This is a genomic window from Hyunsoonleella aestuarii (genome assembly GCF_006148925.1).
GTDB classification, from domain to species: domain Bacteria; phylum Bacteroidota; class Bacteroidia; order Flavobacteriales; family Flavobacteriaceae; genus Algibacter_D; species Algibacter_D aestuarii.
On the sequence record NZ_VAWB01000001.1, the window covers coordinates 1,543,710 to 1,564,278 of the forward strand.

The 20,569-nt window shown below is 33.0% G+C and carries 20 protein-coding genes; 13 read left to right on the forward strand and 7 right to left on the reverse strand.

Annotation, left to right across the window (positions count from 1 at the left end; all coding sequences use genetic code 11):
* Positions 1-2,091: a phosphate acetyltransferase gene (gene pta, locus FEF17_RS06930; RefSeq protein ID WP_139001618.1), complete on the reverse strand. Its 2,091-nt coding sequence runs from the start codon at positions 2,089-2,091 to the stop codon at positions 1-3.
* 167 nt (positions 2,092-2,258) lie between these two features.
* Positions 2,259-3,155 (reverse strand): gliding motility-associated ABC transporter ATP-binding subunit GldA, encoded by an 897-nt coding sequence (gldA, locus tag FEF17_RS06935; protein ID WP_139001619.1) that lies wholly within the window; start codon positions 3,153-3,155, stop codon positions 2,259-2,261.
* A 283-nt stretch (positions 3,156-3,438) separates the two neighbouring features.
* Here gldA and FEF17_RS06940 point away from each other — a divergent pair, with 283 nt between their 5' ends.
* From FEF17_RS06940 to FEF17_RS06955, 4 genes are read left to right on the forward strand one after another with little or no spacing between them, the layout of a single operon-like run.
* On the forward strand, positions 3,439-4,266 hold the full coding sequence (locus FEF17_RS06940; protein ID WP_139001620.1) for a prephenate dehydratase: 828 nt from the start codon (positions 3,439-3,441) through the stop codon (positions 4,264-4,266).
* The gene (locus FEF17_RS06945) at positions 4,263-5,408 is read left to right on the forward strand and encodes a pyridoxal phosphate-dependent aminotransferase (RefSeq protein WP_139001621.1); all 1,146 of its coding nucleotides are present in this window, start codon (positions 4,263-4,265) and stop codon (positions 5,406-5,408) included. Before FEF17_RS06940 ends, FEF17_RS06945 begins: the two co-directional genes overlap by 4 nt.
* Complete coding sequence (locus FEF17_RS06950) at positions 5,408-6,259, forward strand: prephenate dehydrogenase (protein WP_139001622.1); 852 nt, start codon at positions 5,408-5,410, stop codon at positions 6,257-6,259. Before FEF17_RS06945 ends, FEF17_RS06950 begins: the two co-directional genes overlap by 1 nt.
* A gap of 10 nt (positions 6,260-6,269) precedes the next feature.
* Positions 6,270-7,352: a bifunctional 3-deoxy-7-phosphoheptulonate synthase/chorismate mutase type II gene (locus tag FEF17_RS06955; protein ID WP_139001623.1), complete on the forward strand. Its 1,083-nt coding sequence runs from the start codon at positions 6,270-6,272 to the stop codon at positions 7,350-7,352.
* Between the two features lie 66 nt (positions 7,353-7,418).
* Here the strand turns inward: FEF17_RS06955 and FEF17_RS06960 are convergent, their stop codons facing one another.
* A complete protein-coding gene (locus FEF17_RS06960; RefSeq protein WP_139001624.1) occupies positions 7,419-7,871 on the reverse strand; it encodes a hypothetical protein in 453 nt (150 codons plus the stop codon).
* An 84-nt stretch (positions 7,872-7,955) separates the two neighbouring features.
* On the opposite strand from FEF17_RS06960, the gene rsgA reads away from it, so the two are divergent.
* From rsgA to rlmN, 6 genes are all read left to right on the forward strand, one after another.
* The gene (gene rsgA, locus FEF17_RS06965; protein WP_139001625.1) at positions 7,956-8,906 is read left to right on the forward strand and encodes a ribosome small subunit-dependent GTPase A; all 951 of its coding nucleotides are present in this window, start codon (positions 7,956-7,958) and stop codon (positions 8,904-8,906) included.
* Positions 8,907-9,359, forward strand: a complete 453-nt coding sequence (gene dtd / locus FEF17_RS06970; protein ID WP_139001626.1) for a D-aminoacyl-tRNA deacylase — start codon at positions 8,907-8,909, stop codon at positions 9,357-9,359.
* 16 nt (positions 9,360-9,375) lie between these two features.
* Complete coding sequence (locus tag FEF17_RS06975) at positions 9,376-9,702, forward strand: nucleotide pyrophosphohydrolase (RefSeq protein ID WP_139001627.1); 327 nt, start codon at positions 9,376-9,378, stop codon at positions 9,700-9,702.
* A 101-nt stretch (positions 9,703-9,803) separates the two neighbouring features.
* Positions 9,804-11,027, forward strand: coding sequence for a 3-phosphoshikimate 1-carboxyvinyltransferase (locus FEF17_RS06980; protein WP_139001628.1), 1,224 nt, complete (start codon positions 9,804-9,806; stop codon positions 11,025-11,027).
* A gap of 79 nt (positions 11,028-11,106) precedes the next feature.
* Positions 11,107-12,156 (forward strand): tRNA preQ1(34) S-adenosylmethionine ribosyltransferase-isomerase QueA, encoded by a 1,050-nt coding sequence (gene queA, locus FEF17_RS06985; protein WP_139001629.1) that lies wholly within the window; start codon positions 11,107-11,109, stop codon positions 12,154-12,156.
* A gap of 126 nt (positions 12,157-12,282) precedes the next feature.
* Positions 12,283-13,323, forward strand: a complete 1,041-nt coding sequence (rlmN, locus tag FEF17_RS06990) for a dual-specificity RNA methyltransferase RlmN (protein ID WP_139001630.1) — start codon at positions 12,283-12,285, stop codon at positions 13,321-13,323.
* Between the two features lie 73 nt (positions 13,324-13,396).
* On the opposite strand, the gene FEF17_RS06995 is transcribed toward rlmN, so the two are convergent.
* A complete protein-coding gene (locus FEF17_RS06995) occupies positions 13,397-14,386 on the reverse strand; it encodes a T9SS type A sorting domain-containing protein (RefSeq protein WP_139001631.1) in 990 nt (329 codons plus the stop codon).
* A gap of 150 nt (positions 14,387-14,536) precedes the next feature.
* Here FEF17_RS06995 and FEF17_RS07000 point away from each other — a divergent pair, with 150 nt between their 5' ends.
* Positions 14,537-15,514 (forward strand): polyprenyl synthetase family protein, encoded by a 978-nt coding sequence (locus tag FEF17_RS07000; protein ID WP_139001632.1) that lies wholly within the window; start codon positions 14,537-14,539, stop codon positions 15,512-15,514.
* Here FEF17_RS07000 and FEF17_RS07005 read toward each other — a convergent pair whose 3' ends face one another.
* From FEF17_RS07005 to FEF17_RS07015, 3 genes are read right to left on the reverse strand one after another with little or no spacing between them, the layout of a single operon-like run.
* Positions 15,515-16,471, reverse strand: coding sequence for a transglutaminase family protein (locus FEF17_RS07005; protein ID WP_139001633.1), 957 nt, complete (start codon positions 16,469-16,471; stop codon positions 15,515-15,517).
* Between the two features lie 6 nt (positions 16,472-16,477).
* Entirely contained in the window at positions 16,478-17,404 is a 927-nt protein-coding gene (locus FEF17_RS07010) for an alpha-E domain-containing protein (RefSeq protein ID WP_139001634.1), read from the reverse strand.
* Between the two features lie 13 nt (positions 17,405-17,417).
* The gene (locus FEF17_RS07015) at positions 17,418-18,860 is read right to left on the reverse strand and encodes a circularly permuted type 2 ATP-grasp protein (RefSeq protein ID WP_139001635.1); all 1,443 of its coding nucleotides are present in this window, start codon (positions 18,858-18,860) and stop codon (positions 17,418-17,420) included.
* Positions 18,861-19,207: 347 nt separating this feature from the next.
* Between FEF17_RS07015 and FEF17_RS07020 the strand changes: the two genes are divergently transcribed.
* Both FEF17_RS07020 and FEF17_RS07025 read left to right on the forward strand, forming a co-directional pair.
* Positions 19,208-19,771 carry an RNA polymerase sigma factor gene (locus tag FEF17_RS07020; protein ID WP_139001636.1) on the forward strand — a complete coding sequence of 188 codons (564 nt, stop codon included), beginning with the start codon at positions 19,208-19,210 and terminating at the stop codon, positions 19,769-19,771.
* Entirely contained in the window at positions 19,758-20,522 is a 765-nt protein-coding gene (locus FEF17_RS07025) for a hypothetical protein (protein ID WP_139001637.1), read from the forward strand. The genes FEF17_RS07020 and FEF17_RS07025 overlap by 14 nt, the downstream gene beginning before the upstream one ends.
* Positions 20,523-20,569: the final 47 nt, after the last annotated feature.

The following is a 20,569-nucleotide window of genomic DNA, read 5'->3' on the forward strand; positions in this document are numbered from 1 at the left end:
TTAAAGGTCTTGTGCTTGAATAGCGGTTATAATAACAGTGCTATAAATATCATCTGCAGTACAACCACGACTTAAATCGTTTACGGGCTTATTTAATCCTTGTAGCATGGGTCCAATAGCTAATGCGCCTGTTTCTCTTTGCACAGCTTTGTAGGTATTATTACCTGTATTCAAGTCTGGAAAAATTAATACACTAGCTTGTCCTGCCACCTCAGAGTCAGGTAATTTGCTTTTTCCAATACGCATATCAACAGCAGCATCATATTGAATTGGTCCTTCAATTTTAATATGAGGAGCTAGAGTTTTAACTATTTCAGTTGCTTTTCTAACACGATCAACGTCTTCTCCCTTCCCCGAAGCACCGGATGAATAAGAAAGCATAGCAACTTTTGGTTCTACTCCAAAATCTTGTGCTGTTTTAGCCGAAGAGATAGCTATTTCGGCCAGCTGTTCTGCATTAGGGTTTGGATTTATTGCACAATCTCCAAATATAGAAACGCGATCTTCTAAACACATAAAAAAGACAGATGATACTATGTTAACACCAGGTTTAGTTTTTATAAACTGAAGAGCAGGACGTAATGTGTGCGCCGTTGTGTGCACTGCGCCAGAAACCATACCATCTGCGTGACCTTTGTAAATCATCATGGTAGCAAAATAGGAAACATCAGACATGGCATCTTTAGCCATATCTAAATTCACGTTCTTATGTTTTCTAAGTTCATAGAATGTGTTTACGTAATCATTAAAATGAGGAGATTTTTGAGGTGAGACTATATTTATATCTTCTAGATTCAAAGGAATGTCTAATTTCTCAATACGCTCTCTAATTTTATCCTCATCTCCAATTAAGGTTAGGTCGACTACATGAGCATCTATTAATCGCGCTGACGCACGCAGAACACGTTCATCGTAACCTTCTGGAAGCACAATATGTTTTTTGTTTTTTAATGCACGTTGCAATAAATTGTACTGAAACATCCTTGGGGTAAAAATGTCAGACTTAAAGGTAATTAAGTCATTAGCCAGTTTAGCGGTGTTTACATGCTTTTCAAAAGTGGCTATGGAGGTTTCAATTTTATCAATATTTCCAGCATATATTTTGGACTTAATCTTACCAATTCTGTTTGTTACTTGAAAAGTTCCATCCTCAACAGTAATTATAGGAACGACACTAGATAGTCCCTCAATTAGTTTTAAAATAGAATCTTCTGGAATCAGGTTTCCAGTTAGAATGATACCTGAAACTTTAGGATAATTTTTTGAAATATTGGCTTGAAGTGCACCCAAAATAATATCTGCTCGATCTCCGGGTGTTATAACTAAAGTATTTTCCTTTAAGTGCGTTAAGTAGTTTCGCAACTGCATAGCGCCAACATTAAAGTTTTCAGATTGGTTATTTATCATATCCTTTCCGAATAATATAGTACCGTTTAAAGTTTTAACTATTTCCTTTATTGTAGGACTAGCTAGACTACGTACTTTTGGAATTACCGTTATATCGGTTCCATTATTAATGCGTTCTTTTAGTTTGGATTTTAATTCTTTTAAAATAGTATTATCTACCTTGTTGGTCATAATAGATAACACATCGACTTCCTCTTTAAAAGCATCATACGCTAATTGTACATTGTCAACAATCTCTTTTTGGTTTTTACTATCGGCTTGGCAGACAATTATAACAGGTAAACCAAGATTTTTCGAAATAAGCATATTAATGTCGAGCTCTAAACTCGAATTTTCATGAGAAAAATCGGTACCTTCAACCAATACTATATCGAAACGTTCTTCTAAATATTTATATTTTTTAATCACACCATCAAGCACGTCACCAGACTTCCCTTTATTGTATAAATCTAGAACTTGGTTTCTAGTATAGGCAAAAGAATGATTGTAATCTATATCAATATCAAAAAAAGAGATTACCGTATTAATATGATTGTCTTTTTCACTGTTTTCGGTATCTTCTATTATCGGTCTAAAATAACCAACCTTGGCAGTTTTACCCAGAAGCATGCGCATTAACCCCAGAACGACAAGAGATTTCCCACTATTAGGTTCAATAGTTGCTACATAAATTCCTTTACTCATTTTATTTTTTTTGTAGAATTACAAAGATAGTTTATAGCTAGTTACTTTTTTAATTAACAGTTGTAATTCCTATATTATCAGGACAAAATTATCAACTTGGCTTTATGATAAAGCTGATAATTGTCATGTCCTTAAAATTATAATGAATTAAATAAAACAGTATCTATCTAATTAGAGGTTAAATCTTGAAAAAGAGATTCGAGACTTGCATTTTTCTGATTAAGCTGAAGAATTTTTAGTTGATTGTCATGCGCAAAATCAAAAACATAAGAACGCATATCTTCCGAGGTATTAAAAGTGATTTCATAAACAAAATCATAAGTGTTTACCACCTTACCAACTTTGGGTAGCTTTAATAAAAAGGCATCTTCAACGCGATAGTCAAATTCAACAATTACGATTTGTTCTTTTTCATCACGTAACTCTTGTAGTTTCTTATCGGCTACTATTTTTCCTTCATTAATAATAATAACCCGGTCGCAAATAGCCTCTACTTCTTGCATGATATGGGTAGACAAAAACACTGTTTTTGTTTTACCAATAGATTTAATAAGGTTTCTTATGTCTATCAATTGGTTTGGGTCTAAACCCGTTGTGGGTTCATCTAGAATTAACACGTCTGGATTGTGAAGTAGGGCATTTGCTAAACCCACACGTTGTCTATAGCCTTTAGATAATTGAATTATTTTTTTGTGAGACTCCGTTGTTAGCCCAGTTTGCTCAATAACTTCATTGATTCGTGTCTTATCAATTTTGTAAATACTCGCATTAAAATTTAAATATTCCTTAACATACATGTCAAGATACAAGGGGTTATGCTCAGGTAAATAGCCAACACTTTGTTGTACTTGTTTCACGTTATTGTTAACATCATAACCATTAACTTTCGCTGTTCCCTCATTTGCATGAATGTAAGTAGTTAATATTTTCATCATGGTTGATTTCCCAGCACCATTCGGGCCTAAAAAGCCAACAATTTCTGGTTTGTTTACCTTAAAGGAGATGTTGTCAAGTGCTTTTTGATTTCCATACAGCTTGGTAACCCCAACTACTTCAATAGACATAATTAAAATTATTTGTTCAAAAATAATTGATTATACAATGCAATAAGTTATTTGCTGTAAATTCTTTAAAACTTTTATTAAAACTTGAAAAAATGTTTTTTACAATTTTGATTTCTTAAAATATTATTTACTTTAGCCTCGTAATTATGACAGCAACAGTGTATTATACATATTTCCGTTTTTTTTATTTCTTTTTTAGCAAAGAAATCGAGACGTTGTATGTATAATTTATAACTATAAATTTTAATATGAGTCTCGATGAAAATCGGGACTTTTTTTATACATGATTAAAACAGTAGCCATACAAGGAGTTAGAGGGTCTTTTCATCATATTGTGTCACAGCAATTTTTCGATGAAAACGTTGCTGCTATAGAGTGCTTAACTTTCGATAGAGTAGTGGAAAGCTTGAAAGAAGAAGAATGTGATGCTGCAATTATGGCTTTAGAAAATTCCATTGCGGGTTCTATTATACCTAATTACGCCCTTATTGATAAATATGATTTGCATGTGGTAGGTGAGCATTATGTTGATGTTCAGCATAATTTCATGGCACTCCCAGAGCAAACCGTTGAAGATATTAAAGAGGTTTATTCACATCCTATGGCACTGCTTCAATGTAAAGAGTTTTTTAAGCAATATCCTCATATTAAATTAGTTGAAGACAAAGATACTGCCGAAGTAGCGGAACGTATTCAAAAAAATCAATTAAAAGGTATTGGTGCGATAGCAAGTGTTAAGGCTGCTAACATTTTTGAATTAACCATTTTAGCACACAGTATACAAACCATTAAGCATAATGAAACACGCTTTGTAATAGTTAAACGTACAAATTCTGAAGTTCCAGTAAGTAAAATTAACAAGGCGTCAATAAAATTTGAGACCGATCATAAACGAGGAAGTTTAGCAACTATCTTAAATGTTATGAGTGATTGTAAATTAAATTTGACTAAAATTCAATCATTGCCTATAGTTGAAACACCTTGGAAGTATGCTTTTTTTGTAGACGTCACTTTTGACGCTTATGATGATTTTAAGAAGGCAAAATCTGTAATTGAAATTATGGGCGAAGGGTTTAAAGTAATTGGCGAATATAAAAATGCGAAGTTATGATTCAAGTAGCTGATAGGTTGCATACTGTTGAAGAGTACTACTTTTCTAAAAAATTAAGGGAGGTTAATCTGCTTATTGCAAGTGGTAAGCCTATTATAAATTTAGGAATAGGTAGCCCAGATATGCCGCCTCCAAAAAGGGTGGTTGATGCTATCTCTGGGAGTTTGTTTGATGCTAATGCGCATAAATATCAAAGCTATCAAGGATTGCCAGATTTAAGAAAAGCTATCGCTGATTTTTATAAAGAGCACTATCAGGTAAATTTAAGTGCAAATACCGAGGTCTTACCATTAATGGGAAGCAAAGAAGGAATTATGCATATTTCAATGGCGTATCTAAATAAAGGCGATGAAGTTTTAATTCCGAATCCTGGATACCCAACCTATCAATCTGTTACAAAGTTGGTTGAAGCTACCCCCGTTTTTTACAATTTAGATGCAACAAATAATTGGTTGCCAGATTTGAATACATTGGAGCAGTTAGATTTGTCTAAAGTAAAATTAATGTGGGTAAATTATCCTCACATGCCAACAGGAGCACAACCATCTGAAAATTTATTTGAGAAGTTAGTAGCCTTTGCAAAAAAGCACGAGATACTCATTGTAAATGATAATCCATACAGTTTTGTTTTAAATAATAATCCTTTAAGTATTTTAAGTGTTTCAGGAGCAAAGGATGTTTGTTTAGAATTAAATTCCTTAAGTAAAACCTTTAACATGGCAGGATGGCGTGTAGGAATGGTAGTAGGTGATAATAAACATATAAAAGATATTCTTAAAGTTAAAAGTAATATGGATTCTGGAATGTTTTATGGCATACAAAAAGGTGCTATAGAAGCTTTAAAATGTTCAAATATGTGGTTTAGTACTTTAAATAGTGTATATAGTCAACGTCGCGATTTGGTATGGCAATTAGCTGATGCTCTTAATTGTACTTATGATAAAAATGCAACAGGGCTTTTTGTCTGGGCAAAATTACCAGCATATGTAAAGTCTGAAGAATTTATAGATACCATTTTAAAGGAGAATCACATTTTTATAACACCAGGGACCATATTTGGAAGTCAAGGCGAAGGGTATGTTCGTTTTTCACTTTGTGCCCAAACTGAAGATTTAGAAGAAGCTATAGCACGGATAAGATAATGAACAATATATACGCCATAGGGATTGGATTAATAGGAGGCAGTCTTGCTATAGATATCAAGAAGCACAATCCAGATGTGGTTATTCATGGTATAAGTAGGAAAGATTCAACTCTTGAAACAGCTTTATCACTTAATTTAATTGATAAAAAAGCAACTTTAGACGATTTGGCTCATGCAGATTTAGTAATCGTTTCAATTCCAGTTGATGCCACCGTGAAACTTTTACCAACCATTCTGGATAAGATTTCTGATAATGCATTAGTAGTTGATGCTGGATCTACCAAAGAAGCAATTTGTAAAGCGGTTGAAAGCCATCCGAGGCGACGTAATTTTTTAGCAATGCACCCAATTGCTGGAACAGAACATTCTGGCCCTACGGCTGCAATAGAAGGCTTATTTAAAGGCAAGACGAATATAGTTTGTGAAGTTGAAAAAACGACGTTTAAACTTCAGGAAAAAGCATTGAAGTTGTTTACAGGTATTGGTATGCGTATTCGTTATATGAATCCAATAGCTCACGACAAGCATATTGCTTATGTTTCACATTTATCCCATATAAGTTCCTTTATGCTTGGGAAAACAGTGATAGAAAAGGAGAGAAATGAACGTGATATTTTCGATATGGCAGGAAGTGGATTTGCATCTACCGTTAGATTAGCCAAAAGTTCCCCAGAAATGTGGACACCAATATTCAAACAGAATAAGGAAAATGTTATTGAAACATTAGAAGAATATATTTTAAACCTCACTCATTTTAAGGAGTTAATGAAAGAGAATAATTTCGAAGCTATTTTTGATGAGATGAAAGACACCAATCATATAAAAGACATATTAAACGGAATTAGTTAAGATTAAAATTATGGAAAACAAGAAAGAAATGAGAACCTGGTTAGATGATTTGAATTTAAATCATCCATTAGTAATTGCAGGTCCATGTAGTGCAGAGACAGAGGAACAAGTGTTAAAAATAGGGCATGAGCTAAAGGATACAGACGTAAGCTATTTTAGAGCAGGAATTTGGAAGCCAAGAACACGTCCGGGTAATTTTGAAGGTGTAGGAGCATTAGGTTTAAAATGGTTGCAAAAGGTAAAAGAAGAAACTGGAATGAAAGTTTGCACAGAGGTTGCTAATGCGGCTCATGTAAAACTAGCTTTAGAACATGATATAGATTTGTTATGGATTGGTGCACGCTCAACAGTATCTCCGTTTATTATGCAAGAAATAGCAGAAGCTTTGCAAGGAACAGATAAACCTGTATTAGTAAAAAATCCAGTAAATCCAGATTTAGCTTTGTGGTTAGGTGGGATTGAAAGAATATACAAATCTGGTGTTAAAAATATTGGAGCTATTCATAGAGGTTTTTCAACATACCAGAAAACAAAATACCGTAATATCCCAGAATGGCAATTGGCTATTGAATTTCAAAATAGATTTCCAGATGTTCCTTTAATTAACGATCCATCACATATTACAGGAAAAAGAGATATGATTCATGAAGTATCTCAGGAGGCTTTAGATTTAAATTTTGATGGATTAATGATTGAAACACACTATGATCCAGAAAATGCTTGGAGTGATGCGGCACAACAGGTTACACCAGCTACATTAATTCAAATCATGAAAGATTTAAAAATTAGAAAAGAAAGTAATAGTGAGGAAGATTACAATAAAGCATTGAATACATTAAGGGCTCAAATTGATGTAGTTGATAATCAAATTATTGAATTATTAGGCAAGCGTATGGTAGCTGCTGATGGTATTGGAGCTCTAAAAAAATCGAAAAACGTAGCGATATTGCAAAATAAACGTTGGAACGAAATTTTAGGGAAAATGGTTTTAGAAGGAGAACAGCATGGTTTAAGTGAAGAGTTTATTTTAAGAATGTTTAAGGCGGTTCATCAAGAATCGATTAATCATCAAGAAAAAATCATTAATGGGTAGAAATACTAACTTTAACAAAAAGGCTTGCAAATGCGAGCCTTTTTGTTTTTTATATAGTAGAAATAACTATTGTTTGTTTCTTTTAAATATGTAACGAGTAATAAATATACCTTGTCCGTCTCCTTTGCCTCCATCACTTTCAACACCACTAGTTACAAAAGCAAGCTCCCAGCCTTCTTCTATCATCGTATTTATTTTTGATTCAATTATAGCATCATTAGCAGCAATATTTTGAAAACGAATACCACCTATATTAAAAAAGTTTAATAATTTAGTTTCATCAAAGCCTTTAACTCTTATTTCGTCACGTTTAGATTTGTTACGTGTCTTGTCTTCTTCAGTTTGTGTAGAAGTAAATTCTTTGTAATCTTTGGTGTCATTAGCGCTAATAATTCTTGAACGTCCTAAGCCATTTGGGACAATAGATTCTACGCTAGTCACGACTTTATATTCTACTTGGGCATTAGTTTCAAAAAACACAAATAAAGAAATGGCTAAAACAATTAAAATTTTTTTCATGTTGTTGAGTTTTATAAATTAAGTTTCGAATATAGCCATAATCTTAACAATAAAATTATATTTTGATTTACTTTTGGAAAATATATGACAGGACTTGTTTATAAATCTACGGGCAGTTGGTATACGGTTAAAACCCAATTGGGTGATACCTACGAATGCAGAATAAAAGGGAAATTCAGAATAAAAGGTATTAAAAGCACGAATCCTATTTCTGTGGGTGATGTTGTAGATTTTGAATTGGAAAAGGATAATGATAAGGAGTCTGGTGTTATTTTTCACATACATGATAGGAAAAATTATATTGTTAGGAAGTCTGTTAACTTATCCAAACAAACACATATTATTTCCGCTAACATAGATCAGGTCTTTTTAATGATTACCATAAATAACCCCCCAACATTAACCAGTTTTATTGATCGATTTTTAGTAACAGCAGAAGCTTATTCTATAAAGACTATATTAATCTTTAATAAGATTGATACCTACAATGAAGAGACATTAAATGAGGTTAAGTATTTAGCACATGTGTACAGAAAAATTGGTTACGAATGTATTGGTGTGTCTGCAATAACAGGTAAGAATATCGACCAGGTTAAGTCCTTAATGCGAGGTAAGGTTAGTATGTTTTCTGGTCATTCTGGTGTGGGTAAATCTACTCTAGTTAATGCTATTGAACCCGAGCTGAATTTAAAAACAAAGGAGATTTCACAACTACACATGCAAGGACAACATACAACTACATTTGCCGAAATGTTTGATTTGAGTTTTGGAGCTAAAATTATTGATACTCCTGGGATTAAAGGATTTGGAGTTGTAGATATGGATAAAGAAGAAATTGGCGATTATTTTCCTGAATTTTTCGCTTTAAAGCAAGATTGTAAATTCAACAATTGTTTACATCTTCAGGAACCAAAATGTGCTATAAAGAAGGCTTTGGATGATAATGAAATTGCTTTTTCAAGGTATAGAAGTTATCTTCAAATTATTGAAGGAGAAGACGAGCATTACAGAACGGATAATTGGGACGAAAGTTAGATGAAAGTTATAATACAAAGAGTGTTAAAAGCTAGTGTGACAATTGATAATCAATTGACGGCCTCAATAGACAAGGGGTTGCTTGTATTATTAGGAATTGTTGAGGATGATTCACTTGACGACATAAAATGGCTGACAAATAAAATTGTGAATTTGCGAATTTTTAATGATTCTAAAGGTGTTATGAATCATTCGATAAAAGATATAAATGGTAATATAATTGCTGTGAGCCAGTTCACATTGCACGCCTCAACAAAAAAAGGTAATCGACCAAGCTATATTAGAGCAGCTAAGCCAGAGATTGCAATTCCCATTTATAAGCGTTTTGTAAATCAATTGGAAGTTGATTTTGGAAAAAAAATTCAAACTGGAACTTTTGGTGCAGATATGAAGGTTGAGTTGTTAAATGATGGCCCTGTAACAATTATTATAGATTCAAAACATAAAGAATAAAGTATTTTTAAAAACTATGGACATCAAAAACGCACAAGTAGTAGTAGATAATTGGATAAAAGAACACGGTGTTCGTTATTTTAACGAGCTTACTAATATGGCCCAACTAACAGAAGAAGTTGGAGAGGTGGCGCGCATTATTGCAAGACGTTATGGTGAACAAAGTGAAAAGGAAAGTGATAAGGAGAAAGATTTAGGAGAGGAATTAGCGGATGTCCTCTTTGTAGTATTGTGTTTAGCGAATCAAACGGGTGTTGATTTACAGAGTACTTTTAATAAAAGAATGGATAAAAAAGCTAAACGGGACCATGATAGACATCATAACAACGAAAAATTAAAATAATTGCTTCGAAAATAGATCGTTCAAAAAAATGTGGCGTTTGGTAGTATTAATCTCGATTATCCAGTAAATTTGCGACTTCTTTAACAAGGTAGTTTCAAAGCATGCACTTTATACTTCATAAATCTGAAATCGCAAAACAGTCTTCAATTCAAATAACGGGCTCAAAGAGTGAGTCTAACCGTCTATTATTGCTTCAAGCATTATACCCTGAGTTGAACCTTGAAAATATCTCAAACTCTGATGACAGTAGTTTAATGACTAAGGCTCTAAGTTCAAATTCAGAGGTGGTTGATATTCATCATGCGGGTACTGCAATGCGGTTTTTAACTGCGTATTTTTCGATTCAAGAGGGAAGAGAAGTAACGCTAACAGGTTCTCATCGTATGAAAGAGCGTCCCATTAAGATTTTGGTTGACGCATTAAAAGAACTTGGAGCAGACATAAGCTATGTCGGTAATGAAGGCTATCCGCCAATAAAAATTAAAGGGAAAAAACTACCTAAAAACAAAGTGTCTCTTAAGGCAAATGTAAGTAGTCAGTACATTTCAGCATTATTACTTATTGCATCAAAATTAGAAAATGGTTTAGTTTTAACTTTAGAAGGAGAAATAACCTCTGTTCCGTACATTAAAATGACATTGAGTTTGTTGGATGAAATGGGAATAGAGTCATATTTTGAAGGAAATACCATTTCTGTAAAGCCTAACACTCAAAATTTAACACCAAAAACCTTAACCGTGGAGTCTGATTGGTCTTCGGCTTCATATTATTTTAGCATTGTGGCTTTAAGCGATATTGGTGTAGAAATTACCCTATCTGCTTATAAAGAAAACTCATTACAAGGCGATTCAGCTTTAATTGAGATTTATAAAAATTTTGGTGTTGAAACTTTTGCATCAAATAATAAAATTGTTTTAAAAAAAGTAGCAAATAATAATACACCAAAAAGTTTTAACCTGGTAAATGCTCCAGATATTGCCCAGACCATAGCTGTCACATGTTTTGCCTTGGGAATATCTTGTGACCTAACGGGATTACATACCCTTAAAATTAAAGAAACAGATAGGTTAGTAGCACTAAAAACTGAAATTGAAAAGTTAGGAGGTAAAGTTGATATAACAAATGAATCTTTGCATTTGTATGCTAGTAGTTCTATTAAAAGTGGTGTTTCCATAGCTACATATCACGATCACAGGATGGCCATGGCATTTGCACCTTTGGCACTTATAACAAACTTGGTAATTGAAGAAGCAATGGTTGTTTCGAAATCCTATCCAACCTACTGGGAAGATTTAGCATCTTTGGGTTTTAAAATTACCAAATAATAATTAGTCATTTACTTGACAACCCCTATGTCGAGATTGTATATTTGCAGCTTTCTTAAAAACACATAAATTCACATACATGAAATTATCACACTTTGGCTTTAATTTACCAAATGAACTTTTAGCAGAATATCCGTCAGAAAACAGAGATGAATCTCGCTTAATGGTTTTAAATAGAAAAGAGCAAACTATCGAGCATAAGTTGTTTAAAGACCTTATCGATTATTTTAATGAAGATGATGTTTTAATACTAAATAACACAAAGGTTTTTCCAGCAAGATTATATGGTAACAAGGAAAAAACTGGAGCTAGAATTGAGGTGTTTTTATTAAGAGAATTGAATGATGAACAACGTCTTTGGGATGTATTAGTAGACCCTGCTCGGAAGATAAGAATAGGGAATAAACTGTATTTTGGAGAGGATGAAACTCTTGTGGCCGAAGTAATTGATAATACAACATCCAGAGGAAGAACATTGCGTTTTCTTTATGACGGTTCTTACCAAGAGTTTAGAAAAAAGTTGAATGAGTTAGGAGAAACACCATTACCAAAATATATTAAGCGTGAAGTAGAGCCAGAAGATGAAGAACGTTACCAAACGATTTTTGCTAAAAATGAAGGCGCTGTAGCGGCTCCAACGGCAGGCTTGCATTTTTCAAGACATTTGCTAAAGCGTTTAGAGATTAAAGGTATAAACTTTGCCGAGGTAACACTTCATGTTGGTTTAGGTACTTTTAATCCAGTTGAGGTTGAAGATTTATCTAAACATAAAATGGATAGTGAAGAGCTTAAAATTGATGAAAAAGCAGTTGCAACTATCAATAAAGGAATTAATGAAAAAAGACGTGTTTGCGCTGTAGGAACCACAGCTATGCGTGCTATAGAAAGTGCTGTGTCGTCAAATGGTTTATTAAATGAAGCTGATGGTTGGACCAATAAGTTTATTTTTCCTCCTTACGATTTTAGTATTGCAAATAGTATGATTACTAATTTCCATACACCAAAGTCAACATTATTAATGATGGTTTCTGCCTTTGCTGGGCATGATTTTATAAAACGTGCATACGAGGAAGCTATAAAAGAAAATTATAAATTCTATAGCTATGGTGATGCTATGTTAATTATCTAAGTGGGTGAAAAACCTATCTTAAAAAAGAAACATAAAAGCCTCTATGCAGAGGCTTTTATGTTTTATAATTATTATCCGAACAGACCATATTAAATAGATAATCGATTCACTATTTTTGCACTAGTTATGGCAGAGCATAAAAAAGATATACGCGCATTAACCAAAGAACAATTAAGAGATTTTTTTGTTAGTCAAGGCGATAAGGCGTTCCGGGGCAATCAAGTTTATGAATGGTTATGGCAAAAATCGGCGCATTCATTTGAAGATATGACTAATATTTCAAAAGAGACCCGCCAAATGTTGCAAGATAATTTTGTTATTAATCATATTAAGGTGGATCAAATGCAACGCAGTTCGGATGGGACTATCAAGAATGCGGTTCGTTTGCATGACGATTTAATAGTAGAGTCTGTCTTAATACCAACACCAACAAGAACAACGGCGTGTGTTTCTAGTCAAGTAGGATGCAGCTTAGATTGTAAGTTTTGTGCAACGGCCAGATTAAAGCGTATGCGTAATCTTAATCCTGATGAGATTTACGATCAAGTTGTCGCGATTGATAATGAAAGTAGATTGTACCATAATCGTTCTTTAAGCAATATTGTCTTTATGGGTATGGGCGAGCCACTAATGAATTATAATAATGTAATAAGAGCTATCGATAAAATAACTTCTCCAGAAGGTTTAGGGATGTCCCCAAAGCGCATTGTAGTCTCAACATCAGGTGTGCCAAAGATGATAAAGAAAATGGCAGATGATCAAGTTAAGTTTAAGCTTGCCGTGTCGTTACATTCTGCTATCGATGAAGTAAGAACATCTATTATGCCTTTTAATAAAACATTTCCTTTAGATGATTTAAGAGAAGCATTACAATATTGGTATTCAAAAACAAAAAATAGAATAACCTACGAATATGTTGTTTGGGATGGTATTAATGATAAAAGAAAAGATGTTGATGCCCTGGTAGAATTCTGCAAATTTGCCCCAAGTAAAGTGAATCTTATTGAGTATAATCCTATTGATGATGGCGCCTTTCAGCAAGCTAATTCAAAAACATTGGATATGTATGTTAATGTTTTAGAAAGTAACAACATAACGGTAACGGTGCGAAGGAGTAGAGGTAAAGATATTGATGCTGCCTGTGGGCAGTTGGCTAATAAAAGTTAAAAAAAAGTAAATTGTAAAAAAAGGCAACTTTAAAAATTTTAAAGTTGCCTTTTTTTATTGTCAAAAGATTTGATTACTCTTTAACAAATTTTAAGGTTTGTTCTCTGCCAATAGCCGAAATTTTCATAAAGTATATTCCGTTATTTAAGCTGCTAATATTAACAGACTTATTTACTAATTCATCAGCGTTTACTTGTATAACAGATTGTCCCAATTGATTGTATATTTCAACAGAATAAAAAGATATATCTGACTTGATATTAAGACTGTTTTTAGCAGGATTAGGATAAACACTAAATTTATTAGTGTCAAACTCTGAAACTGATAAAGCAGGATCAGCTTCCGTAGTAAAAGAAAAAGTTGAACTTGTTACATTGCCAAGACAGTTTGTAGAGGTTATACTCCAGCTATAAGTAGTACTATATAGCCAAGTATATGTGATGTCTACAGGATTACTAACCCCAGTTGCAGTGCCAACTCCAATTATATTAAAATCATAAGAGGTAGCTTCTCCATTATCTGTCCAAGCAAATCCAGAAATAAATCGGTTTGCAGGATCCGAAACATCAATAGCAACATTAGTAGCATTGTCTATAGGTGTAGTTGCTACTGCTGCATCAGGCGCTGAGTTTGCCGTGCATGTACACGTGAGACTTGTACATTGGATTGTAGTTGTTGTATTATCACTATCTTGTGTTCTACATAAAACATCTAAATGCCAAAAGATCCAAATTTCTGAAGTTGTTGCAGTAAAGCTAACCGATGATGCGCCATGTACTATATTAACACCAAAAGTTGCAAAGTCAGATGGAGCCTCTGCAACTGTAATATATAAACTAGTAGTATTAGTCCCAGCAACTGTATATGTATTTCCAATAATTAAACCAGAGATTGCAGAAACTTCTGCATTTGGCCAATTATCTGCAGCTATCTGTTCAGCTGTGCCATCATTTAGAATAGTAACTACACTTCCTGGATAAAGTCCTCCTGAAGTGGTTGTGCATTGTGCATGAGACCAAGTGACAACAACTAAACATAAAAATAATAAAGTAATTTTCTTCATAAAAGAGAGATTTAATTAAATAATAGTAGACAAGGTAAGAAATATATAGAGGATTTCATAATCAAGGAATAACATTTACTTGTTTTGAATAACCTGAGGTTTTCATGATGTTTTTTATTACGTTTGCTTAAAAATTTCGAGTACATCAATTTGAAAATTGTAGAACAAATAAAGCAACCCATAGCCTTTGAGATGGAACTTTTCGAGCAAAAGTTTCAGCTTTCTATGTCTAGTAAAGTAGCGCTTCTTAATAGAATTACACATTACATCGTAAATAGAAAAGGAAAACAAATGCGACCAATGTTTGTTTTTTTGGTAGCTAAAATGGTTTCTAATGGTGAAGTCAGTGAGCGTACTTATAGAGGAGCTTCGGTAATCGAGCTTATTCATACAGCTACTTTGGTTCATGATGATGTTGTTGATGATAGTAATCGAAGACGAGGTTTTTTCTCAGTTAATGCACTTTGGAAAAATAAAATAGCAGTTTTAATAGGTGATTTTTTATTATCTAAAGGGTTATTGTTATCCATAGATAATAATGATTTCGATTTGTTGAAGATAATATCCATTGCGGTCAGGGAAATGAGCGAAGGAGAATTGCTTCAAATTGAAAAAGCTAGAAGATTAGATATTACTGAAAATGTGTACTATGAAATTATACGCCAGAAAACGGCAACATTAATTGCCGCTTGTTGCAGTCTGGGTGCAGCTTCTGTAAAACCTGAATCATCACATGTGGAAACCATGCGAAAATTTGGTGAATTAATTGGGATGGCTTTTCAAATAAAGGATGATTTATTTGATTATGGAGAGGCTCAAATTGGCAAGCCAACGGGAATAGATATTAAAGAACAAAAAATGACACTACCTTTAATTTATGTTCTTAATAATACGAGTAAAAAAGATAAAATTTGGCTTATTAATTCCATTAAAAACCATAACAAGAACTCCAAGCGTGTAAAAGAAGTTATTGCTTTTGTCAAGGATAATGGAGGGTTAGATTACGCTGTGGGCAAAATGAAACAATTTCAATCTGAAGCTTTAGAGTTGCTCAAAAATTTTCCTGATTCTCAATATAGAAATTCACTTGAGCTCATGGTGAATTATGTTATTGATCGAAAAAAATAATTATTGCTGTTGTTGCTGTTGTTGCACTAGTTCCAAGTTTTGTCTGTAGCTATTATTGTTTACAACTTTTTCTTCTGTATTTAATTGAAGCGTTAAATCATCATTGCTGTTTTTTGAAGTGCTTACTTTTACCTTTACAAAAAGTTCGTCTTTAGCACTTCCCTTAAAAACACCCTTAACTGGAGCACAATCTTTGTAGTCTCTTCCAACGGCAAGTCTAACATGATATTGATTTGCAATTAAATTATTAGTGGGATCTAGTCCTAACCAACCATAATCTGGAATGTAAGCTTCAATCCAGGCATGGGTTGCTCCTTCACCTCTCGATCCATCCTCATTTGGACAAATATAGCCACTCACATATCGCGCTGGTATACCAAGCATACGTACCATTTGAAGTAAAATATTTGTGAAGTCTTGGCAAACACCAGCTTTAAGGCTCCAAACGTGGTCTAATTTAGAGTCAACGTTTGTTATACCCTGAATGTATTTAAAATTTGTATAGATATAACGGCATAAAGCGAGAACCATTTTATATGGTGATTCTACTTCTAAATCCTTTGTGGCAAGAAGATCAGAGATTTCTTTTGTACCGTCGAATGTCTTATACTTTAAATAATCAATAAAGGTTGGATTGTTCTTTAATGATTGTAAGGCCTTCCATTGTTCCGCAGCTGGTTTTAAGTCGTCTGGGAATGGTCTTGTTGAAGTAATAACTTCAATATCGGATACTATAGATAGATAGTTGTGTGGCTCAATAATCATAAAAGTACCTATCGTATTACCAAAAAAATCATGTCTCGTTTCAATTTTTGGATTTGTATTAATACTCAAAAAATGAGACACAACACTTTGATGTTCATCTTGAATAGGATGAAGCATAATTTGGTTAGCGCCATCAATAACCAAATTACTATAGCTGTATTTAGTAATATGTTTAATGAAAAATTTTGGCATTAGTCTCTAATTAAAATGTGAAAAATAAACCGTGTTAATACTAAAAGAAATATTTTTAATATCCTCTTTTATTTCTTTTATAAAGTTTTCTAGTCCACGCTCGTTAATACTTTCAATAGTAGTATATTTTATTGTGCTTTCTAGCTTTCCAAGTAAAAATTCTATATTATTTTTTTCGAGTTCGCCAGATTCTATTAATTGTCTTACATGTCTATTAAGTTTATTTATACAATAGTATATGGATCTGGGGAAAAGTTTATCTTGAAAAACCATGGTAATTATATGGTCTTCTTTAAAACTTGATTTGTGCTTTTTCAAATACAATTGGTAGCCACCAATTGACAACAATAAATTTTTCCAATAAAAACTTTGTTCTAAACTGTCGGATGTTTTAGCAATTTCTGTGAGCTTTATTGCTGTAAAATCTGTTATTTGAATAACCCGCTCTAGGTATTTTCCAATGTTCATGAAGTAATAGGAAGCACCTCTTTCTTGGGTGATATCCATAGTGCCATAGAACATTAAATGATAGGCTTTTAAACTGTCTAAAAACTCTATAGGTTCTTCTTCGTTTAACTTTTTCTGAACACCAATTTTTGTGAGTAAGAGGTAATAGTTGTTAATACACAACCATAATTCTCTTGAAATATGTTCCTGCACACTTCTTGCATTTTCTCTAGCTTTAGTAACGATGTTTAATATTGAATTAGGATTATCGTTACTAAACACCATGAAGTTTATACATTCTATGGGGTCTTCGGTATAAAAGCTGTTATTTTCTGGCGTGTAGGTTTTAATTATCGGAGTCCATGGAAACAACTCAGGTGAATCCTGGTTGGCATAAAAATTTGTTTTCAGTAAACTTATAATACCGTTACCGCGTTCCATGTAACGTTCTAACCAAATCAAATTATTTGCTACTCTACTAAGCATAAATTAAGTTTTATTATTGAATTACCCAAGTGTCTTTGCTGCCTCCACCTTGAGAACTATTAACAACTAACGACCCTTTTTTTAGCGCAACACGTGTAAGGCCTCCAGGTGTAATTTCAATACCATCTCGACCCGCAAGGGCAAATGGTCTTAAGTCAATACACCTTGGCGATAACTTACCATCAATACAACAAGGTGCTGTGGAAAGTCGAAGAATAGGTTGAGCTATAAAATTATCTGGCTTTTTCTTTACATTATCAATGTAGTCTTTTATTTCAGCATCTGAGGCTTCATGTCCCATTAACATACCATACCCACCACTGCCATCGGTTTTTTTAATAACCATTTCTTTAATGTGCTCAACTACATATTTAAACTCGTCTGGTTTACCTAACTGATAAGTTTCAATATTTTTTAAAATTGGTTCCTCGTTTAAATAATATTTTATCATATCTGGTACATAGATATAAATAGCCTTGTCATCTGCAATTCCAGTGCCAGGAGCATTAATAATATTTACATTTCCTTTCCTGTAGGCAGCCATAATTCCTGCTACACCAAGTGTACTTGCTGCATTAAACTCTAGAGGGTCTAGAAAGTCATCATCAACGCGTCTGTATATAACATCGACACGTTTTAACCCGTTTGTTGTCTTCATATAAACTACATGATCTTTTACAACTAGGTCACTGCCTTCAACCAATTCTATTCCCATTAGTCTTGCCAGCGTGGTGTGTTCGTAATATGCTGAATTATAAATACCTGGAGTTAATAGAACTACATTTGGATTGTTTTGATCCGAAAGTTCTTGAAGCTTCTTGTACAAAATATTGGGATAGTTTGAAACCGAACGTATGTTGTTTTTAGGAAGTACACCAGGAAAAATCCTTTTAGAGATTTCACGGTTTTCAAGCATATAACTCACGCCAGATGGTGTTCGAAGATTATCCTCTAACACATAAAATTCACCGTCATTATTCCTTATAAGGTCAACACCAGCAATATGTACATAAATATCATGTGGCACATTTACGCCTTTCATCTCACGCAAAAAATAAGGGCAAGAATAGATTAAATCTGCAGGAATTATACCATCTTTAATAATGAATTGGTCGTGATAAATATCTTTTATAAATAGGTTTAACGCTGTAAGTCTTTGCTTTATCCCTTTATCAATTTTATCCCATTCCTTGGAGGTTATAATTCTTGGAACAATATCAAACGGAAAAATCTTTTCAATACCTTCATTATCATTGTAGACTGTGAATGTAACCCCTTGACTCATAAAAAGTTGACGTGATAATTCTTCTTTTTTAAAAAGAACTTCTGGAGATGTGCTTTGTAAGTAAGAATTTATAATATTGTATTGAGTGCGTATCTTGGAATCGTTGTTATACATTTCGTCCCAAGTATTTGGGAGCAAGTCATAAGATGAAAATAAATCATTATTTAGCATAGATAATCCTTTTTACTAAAAATAGTAATTTTTAAATAAAATTCAATGAATGAATAGTTTTAAAAACAATATTTCAGTGTTTTTAAAATTTGGCCGCTAATAATTTTTAAAAACAGTCATTTTTAATGATTTATTTGCGATTTTTATATTCGATATATCTTTTTTTTTAAGAGAATTTTTAAAAAGAATTAATAATCAGGCAACCATTAGCATAAAATTTGCGTCTAGTTAAGTAGAAAGGAAAATGAAACATTCATAACTTAAATTTTCATTGATTGTTGGATAATTAAACGAATGTTTAATCTGACAGATGAAAAAGCAATAAAAATTAACAGATAAAATCATTTTTGAAGGTCATTCAACTCCATAAGAACGAATCCGCGTTAATTAAAAAGGCGCTGAAGAATAACCGTGATGCTCAGCATACCTTGTTTGAGGAATATGCTCCAAAAATGTTAAGTGTTTGTCGTTATTATATAAAAGATATTCAGCAAGCAGAAGAAGCTATGTTGAATGGGTTTTATAAAGTGTTTACAAGTTTGAAAAATTATAGAAGTGAAGGGAGTTTTGAAGGCTGGATAAGACGTATTATGGTAAGAGAATCTATTTCTTATTTACGTGGTAAGAAAACATTTGAATTTGGAGTTGAAGACCTTATTGCAGAAGATGATTCTAATAATAATATTGAAGTAAATATGGGTGTTGCTGAAATACAGCAACTTATAGACGACCTCCCTGAAGGTTATAAAATGGTATTTATAATGTATGCTATTGAAGGCTATAAACATCATGAAATTGCTGAAATGTTGCATATTTCTGAAGGAACATCGAAGTCTCAGTTATTTAAAGCAAGAAAGCTTCTTCAAGTAAAAATTAAAGAATTAAACAAGACGAGTTATGGCGCCAATTAAATTTGAAGAAAATATAAAAGAAAAGCTGGATAAGCGAACTTTGCAACCTTCTTCTGAAGCTTGGAATAAGTTGTCGGGTCGATTAGAATCATCGGATAGTAAACCAACTAGCAAAGTTTATTGGTGGCTAGGTATTGCGGCAAGTATTGTTGGGATTTTATTAATTACGAATCAATTTTTCAACAATCAACCAACGCAGATTATTACTCCAGAAATAGTTAATACACCAGAAGTCATTGAAGAAGGTTCAAACGACGCCATAATAAATAAGGACATTGAAAAAGTTATTCCAAACGTTAATGAATCCATAGCAAATACAGAAGTAAGGGAAACACCTTTATTGAAACTATATAATTTGGATGTTGAATCGAGTAATAAAGAAGAGGAGGTAATTGCCCAAACTAATCAACCTCCAATTAGGGCTTTAGAAAAGGATATCCCTACAGATACCATTTTAAAGAGATTAACATTTGAGGAACAGAAAATACAAGATGTAGTCGCTCAAATAGATTTGTTGAAACAAGAAAACAAAGAAATAACGGATGCAGCAATTGATGCCCTTCTATTTGAAGCACAAAAAGAAATTACTTTAGACAAATTAATAAATAAAGAAACAGGAATGGTCGATGCCGATTTATTGCTTCAAGACGTTGAGGCCGAGGTAGACCAATCTTTTAGAAGTAAAGTTTTTGAAGCTTTACAAAGAAGTTACAATTCAGTAAAAACTGCAGTTGCTAATCGTAACGAATAAATAGTTAGAATTTCAATCATTAATTAATTTCCCAAAGCGGGTAAAAC

What these genes read in the sequence shown, in the direction of transcription:
- FEF17_RS07010 (WP_139001634.1), bottom strand. Translation starts at nt 17,404, where the DNA reads ATGCTTAGTAGAGTAGCAAATAATTTGATTTGGTTAGAACGTTACATG.
- pta (WP_139001618.1), bottom strand. Translation starts at nt 2,091, where the DNA reads ATGAGTAAAGGAATTTATGTAGCAACTATTGAACCTAATAGTGGGAAA.
- FEF17_RS06960 (WP_139001624.1), bottom strand. Translation starts at nt 7,871, where the DNA reads ATGAAAAAAATTTTAATTGTTTTAGCCATTTCTTTATTTGTGTTTTTT.
- FEF17_RS06955 (WP_139001623.1), top strand. Translation starts at nt 6,270, where the DNA reads ATGGAAAACAAGAAAGAAATGAGAACCTGGTTAGATGATTTGAATTTA.
- FEF17_RS07025 (WP_139001637.1), top strand. Translation starts at nt 19,758, where the DNA reads ATGGCGCCAATTAAATTTGAAGAAAATATAAAAGAAAAGCTGGATAAG.
- FEF17_RS06945 (WP_139001621.1), top strand. Translation starts at nt 4,263, where the DNA reads ATGATTCAAGTAGCTGATAGGTTGCATACTGTTGAAGAGTACTACTTT.
- queA (WP_139001629.1), top strand. Translation starts at nt 11,107, where the DNA reads ATGAAATTATCACACTTTGGCTTTAATTTACCAAATGAACTTTTAGCA.
- gldA (WP_139001619.1), bottom strand. Translation starts at nt 3,155, where the DNA reads ATGTCTATTGAAGTAGTTGGGGTTACCAAGCTGTATGGAAATCAAAAA.
- FEF17_RS06950 (WP_139001622.1), top strand. Translation starts at nt 5,408, where the DNA reads ATGAACAATATATACGCCATAGGGATTGGATTAATAGGAGGCAGTCTT.
- FEF17_RS06940 (WP_139001620.1), top strand. Translation starts at nt 3,439, where the DNA reads ATGATTAAAACAGTAGCCATACAAGGAGTTAGAGGGTCTTTTCATCAT.
- rsgA (WP_139001625.1), top strand. Translation starts at nt 7,956, where the DNA reads ATGACAGGACTTGTTTATAAATCTACGGGCAGTTGGTATACGGTTAAA.
- FEF17_RS07015 (WP_139001635.1), bottom strand. Translation starts at nt 18,860, where the DNA reads ATGCTAAATAATGATTTATTTTCATCTTATGACTTGCTCCCAAATACT.
- rlmN (WP_139001630.1), top strand. Translation starts at nt 12,283, where the DNA reads ATGGCAGAGCATAAAAAAGATATACGCGCATTAACCAAAGAACAATTA.
- FEF17_RS06995 (WP_139001631.1), bottom strand. Translation starts at nt 14,386, where the DNA reads ATGAAGAAAATTACTTTATTATTTTTATGTTTAGTTGTTGTCACTTGG.
- FEF17_RS06975 (WP_139001627.1), top strand. Translation starts at nt 9,376, where the DNA reads ATGGACATCAAAAACGCACAAGTAGTAGTAGATAATTGGATAAAAGAA.
- FEF17_RS07005 (WP_139001633.1), bottom strand. Translation starts at nt 16,471, where the DNA reads ATGCCAAAATTTTTCATTAAACATATTACTAAATACAGCTATAGTAAT.
- FEF17_RS06980 (WP_139001628.1), top strand. Translation starts at nt 9,804, where the DNA reads ATGCACTTTATACTTCATAAATCTGAAATCGCAAAACAGTCTTCAATT.
- dtd (WP_139001626.1), top strand. Translation starts at nt 8,907, where the DNA reads ATGAAAGTTATAATACAAAGAGTGTTAAAAGCTAGTGTGACAATTGAT.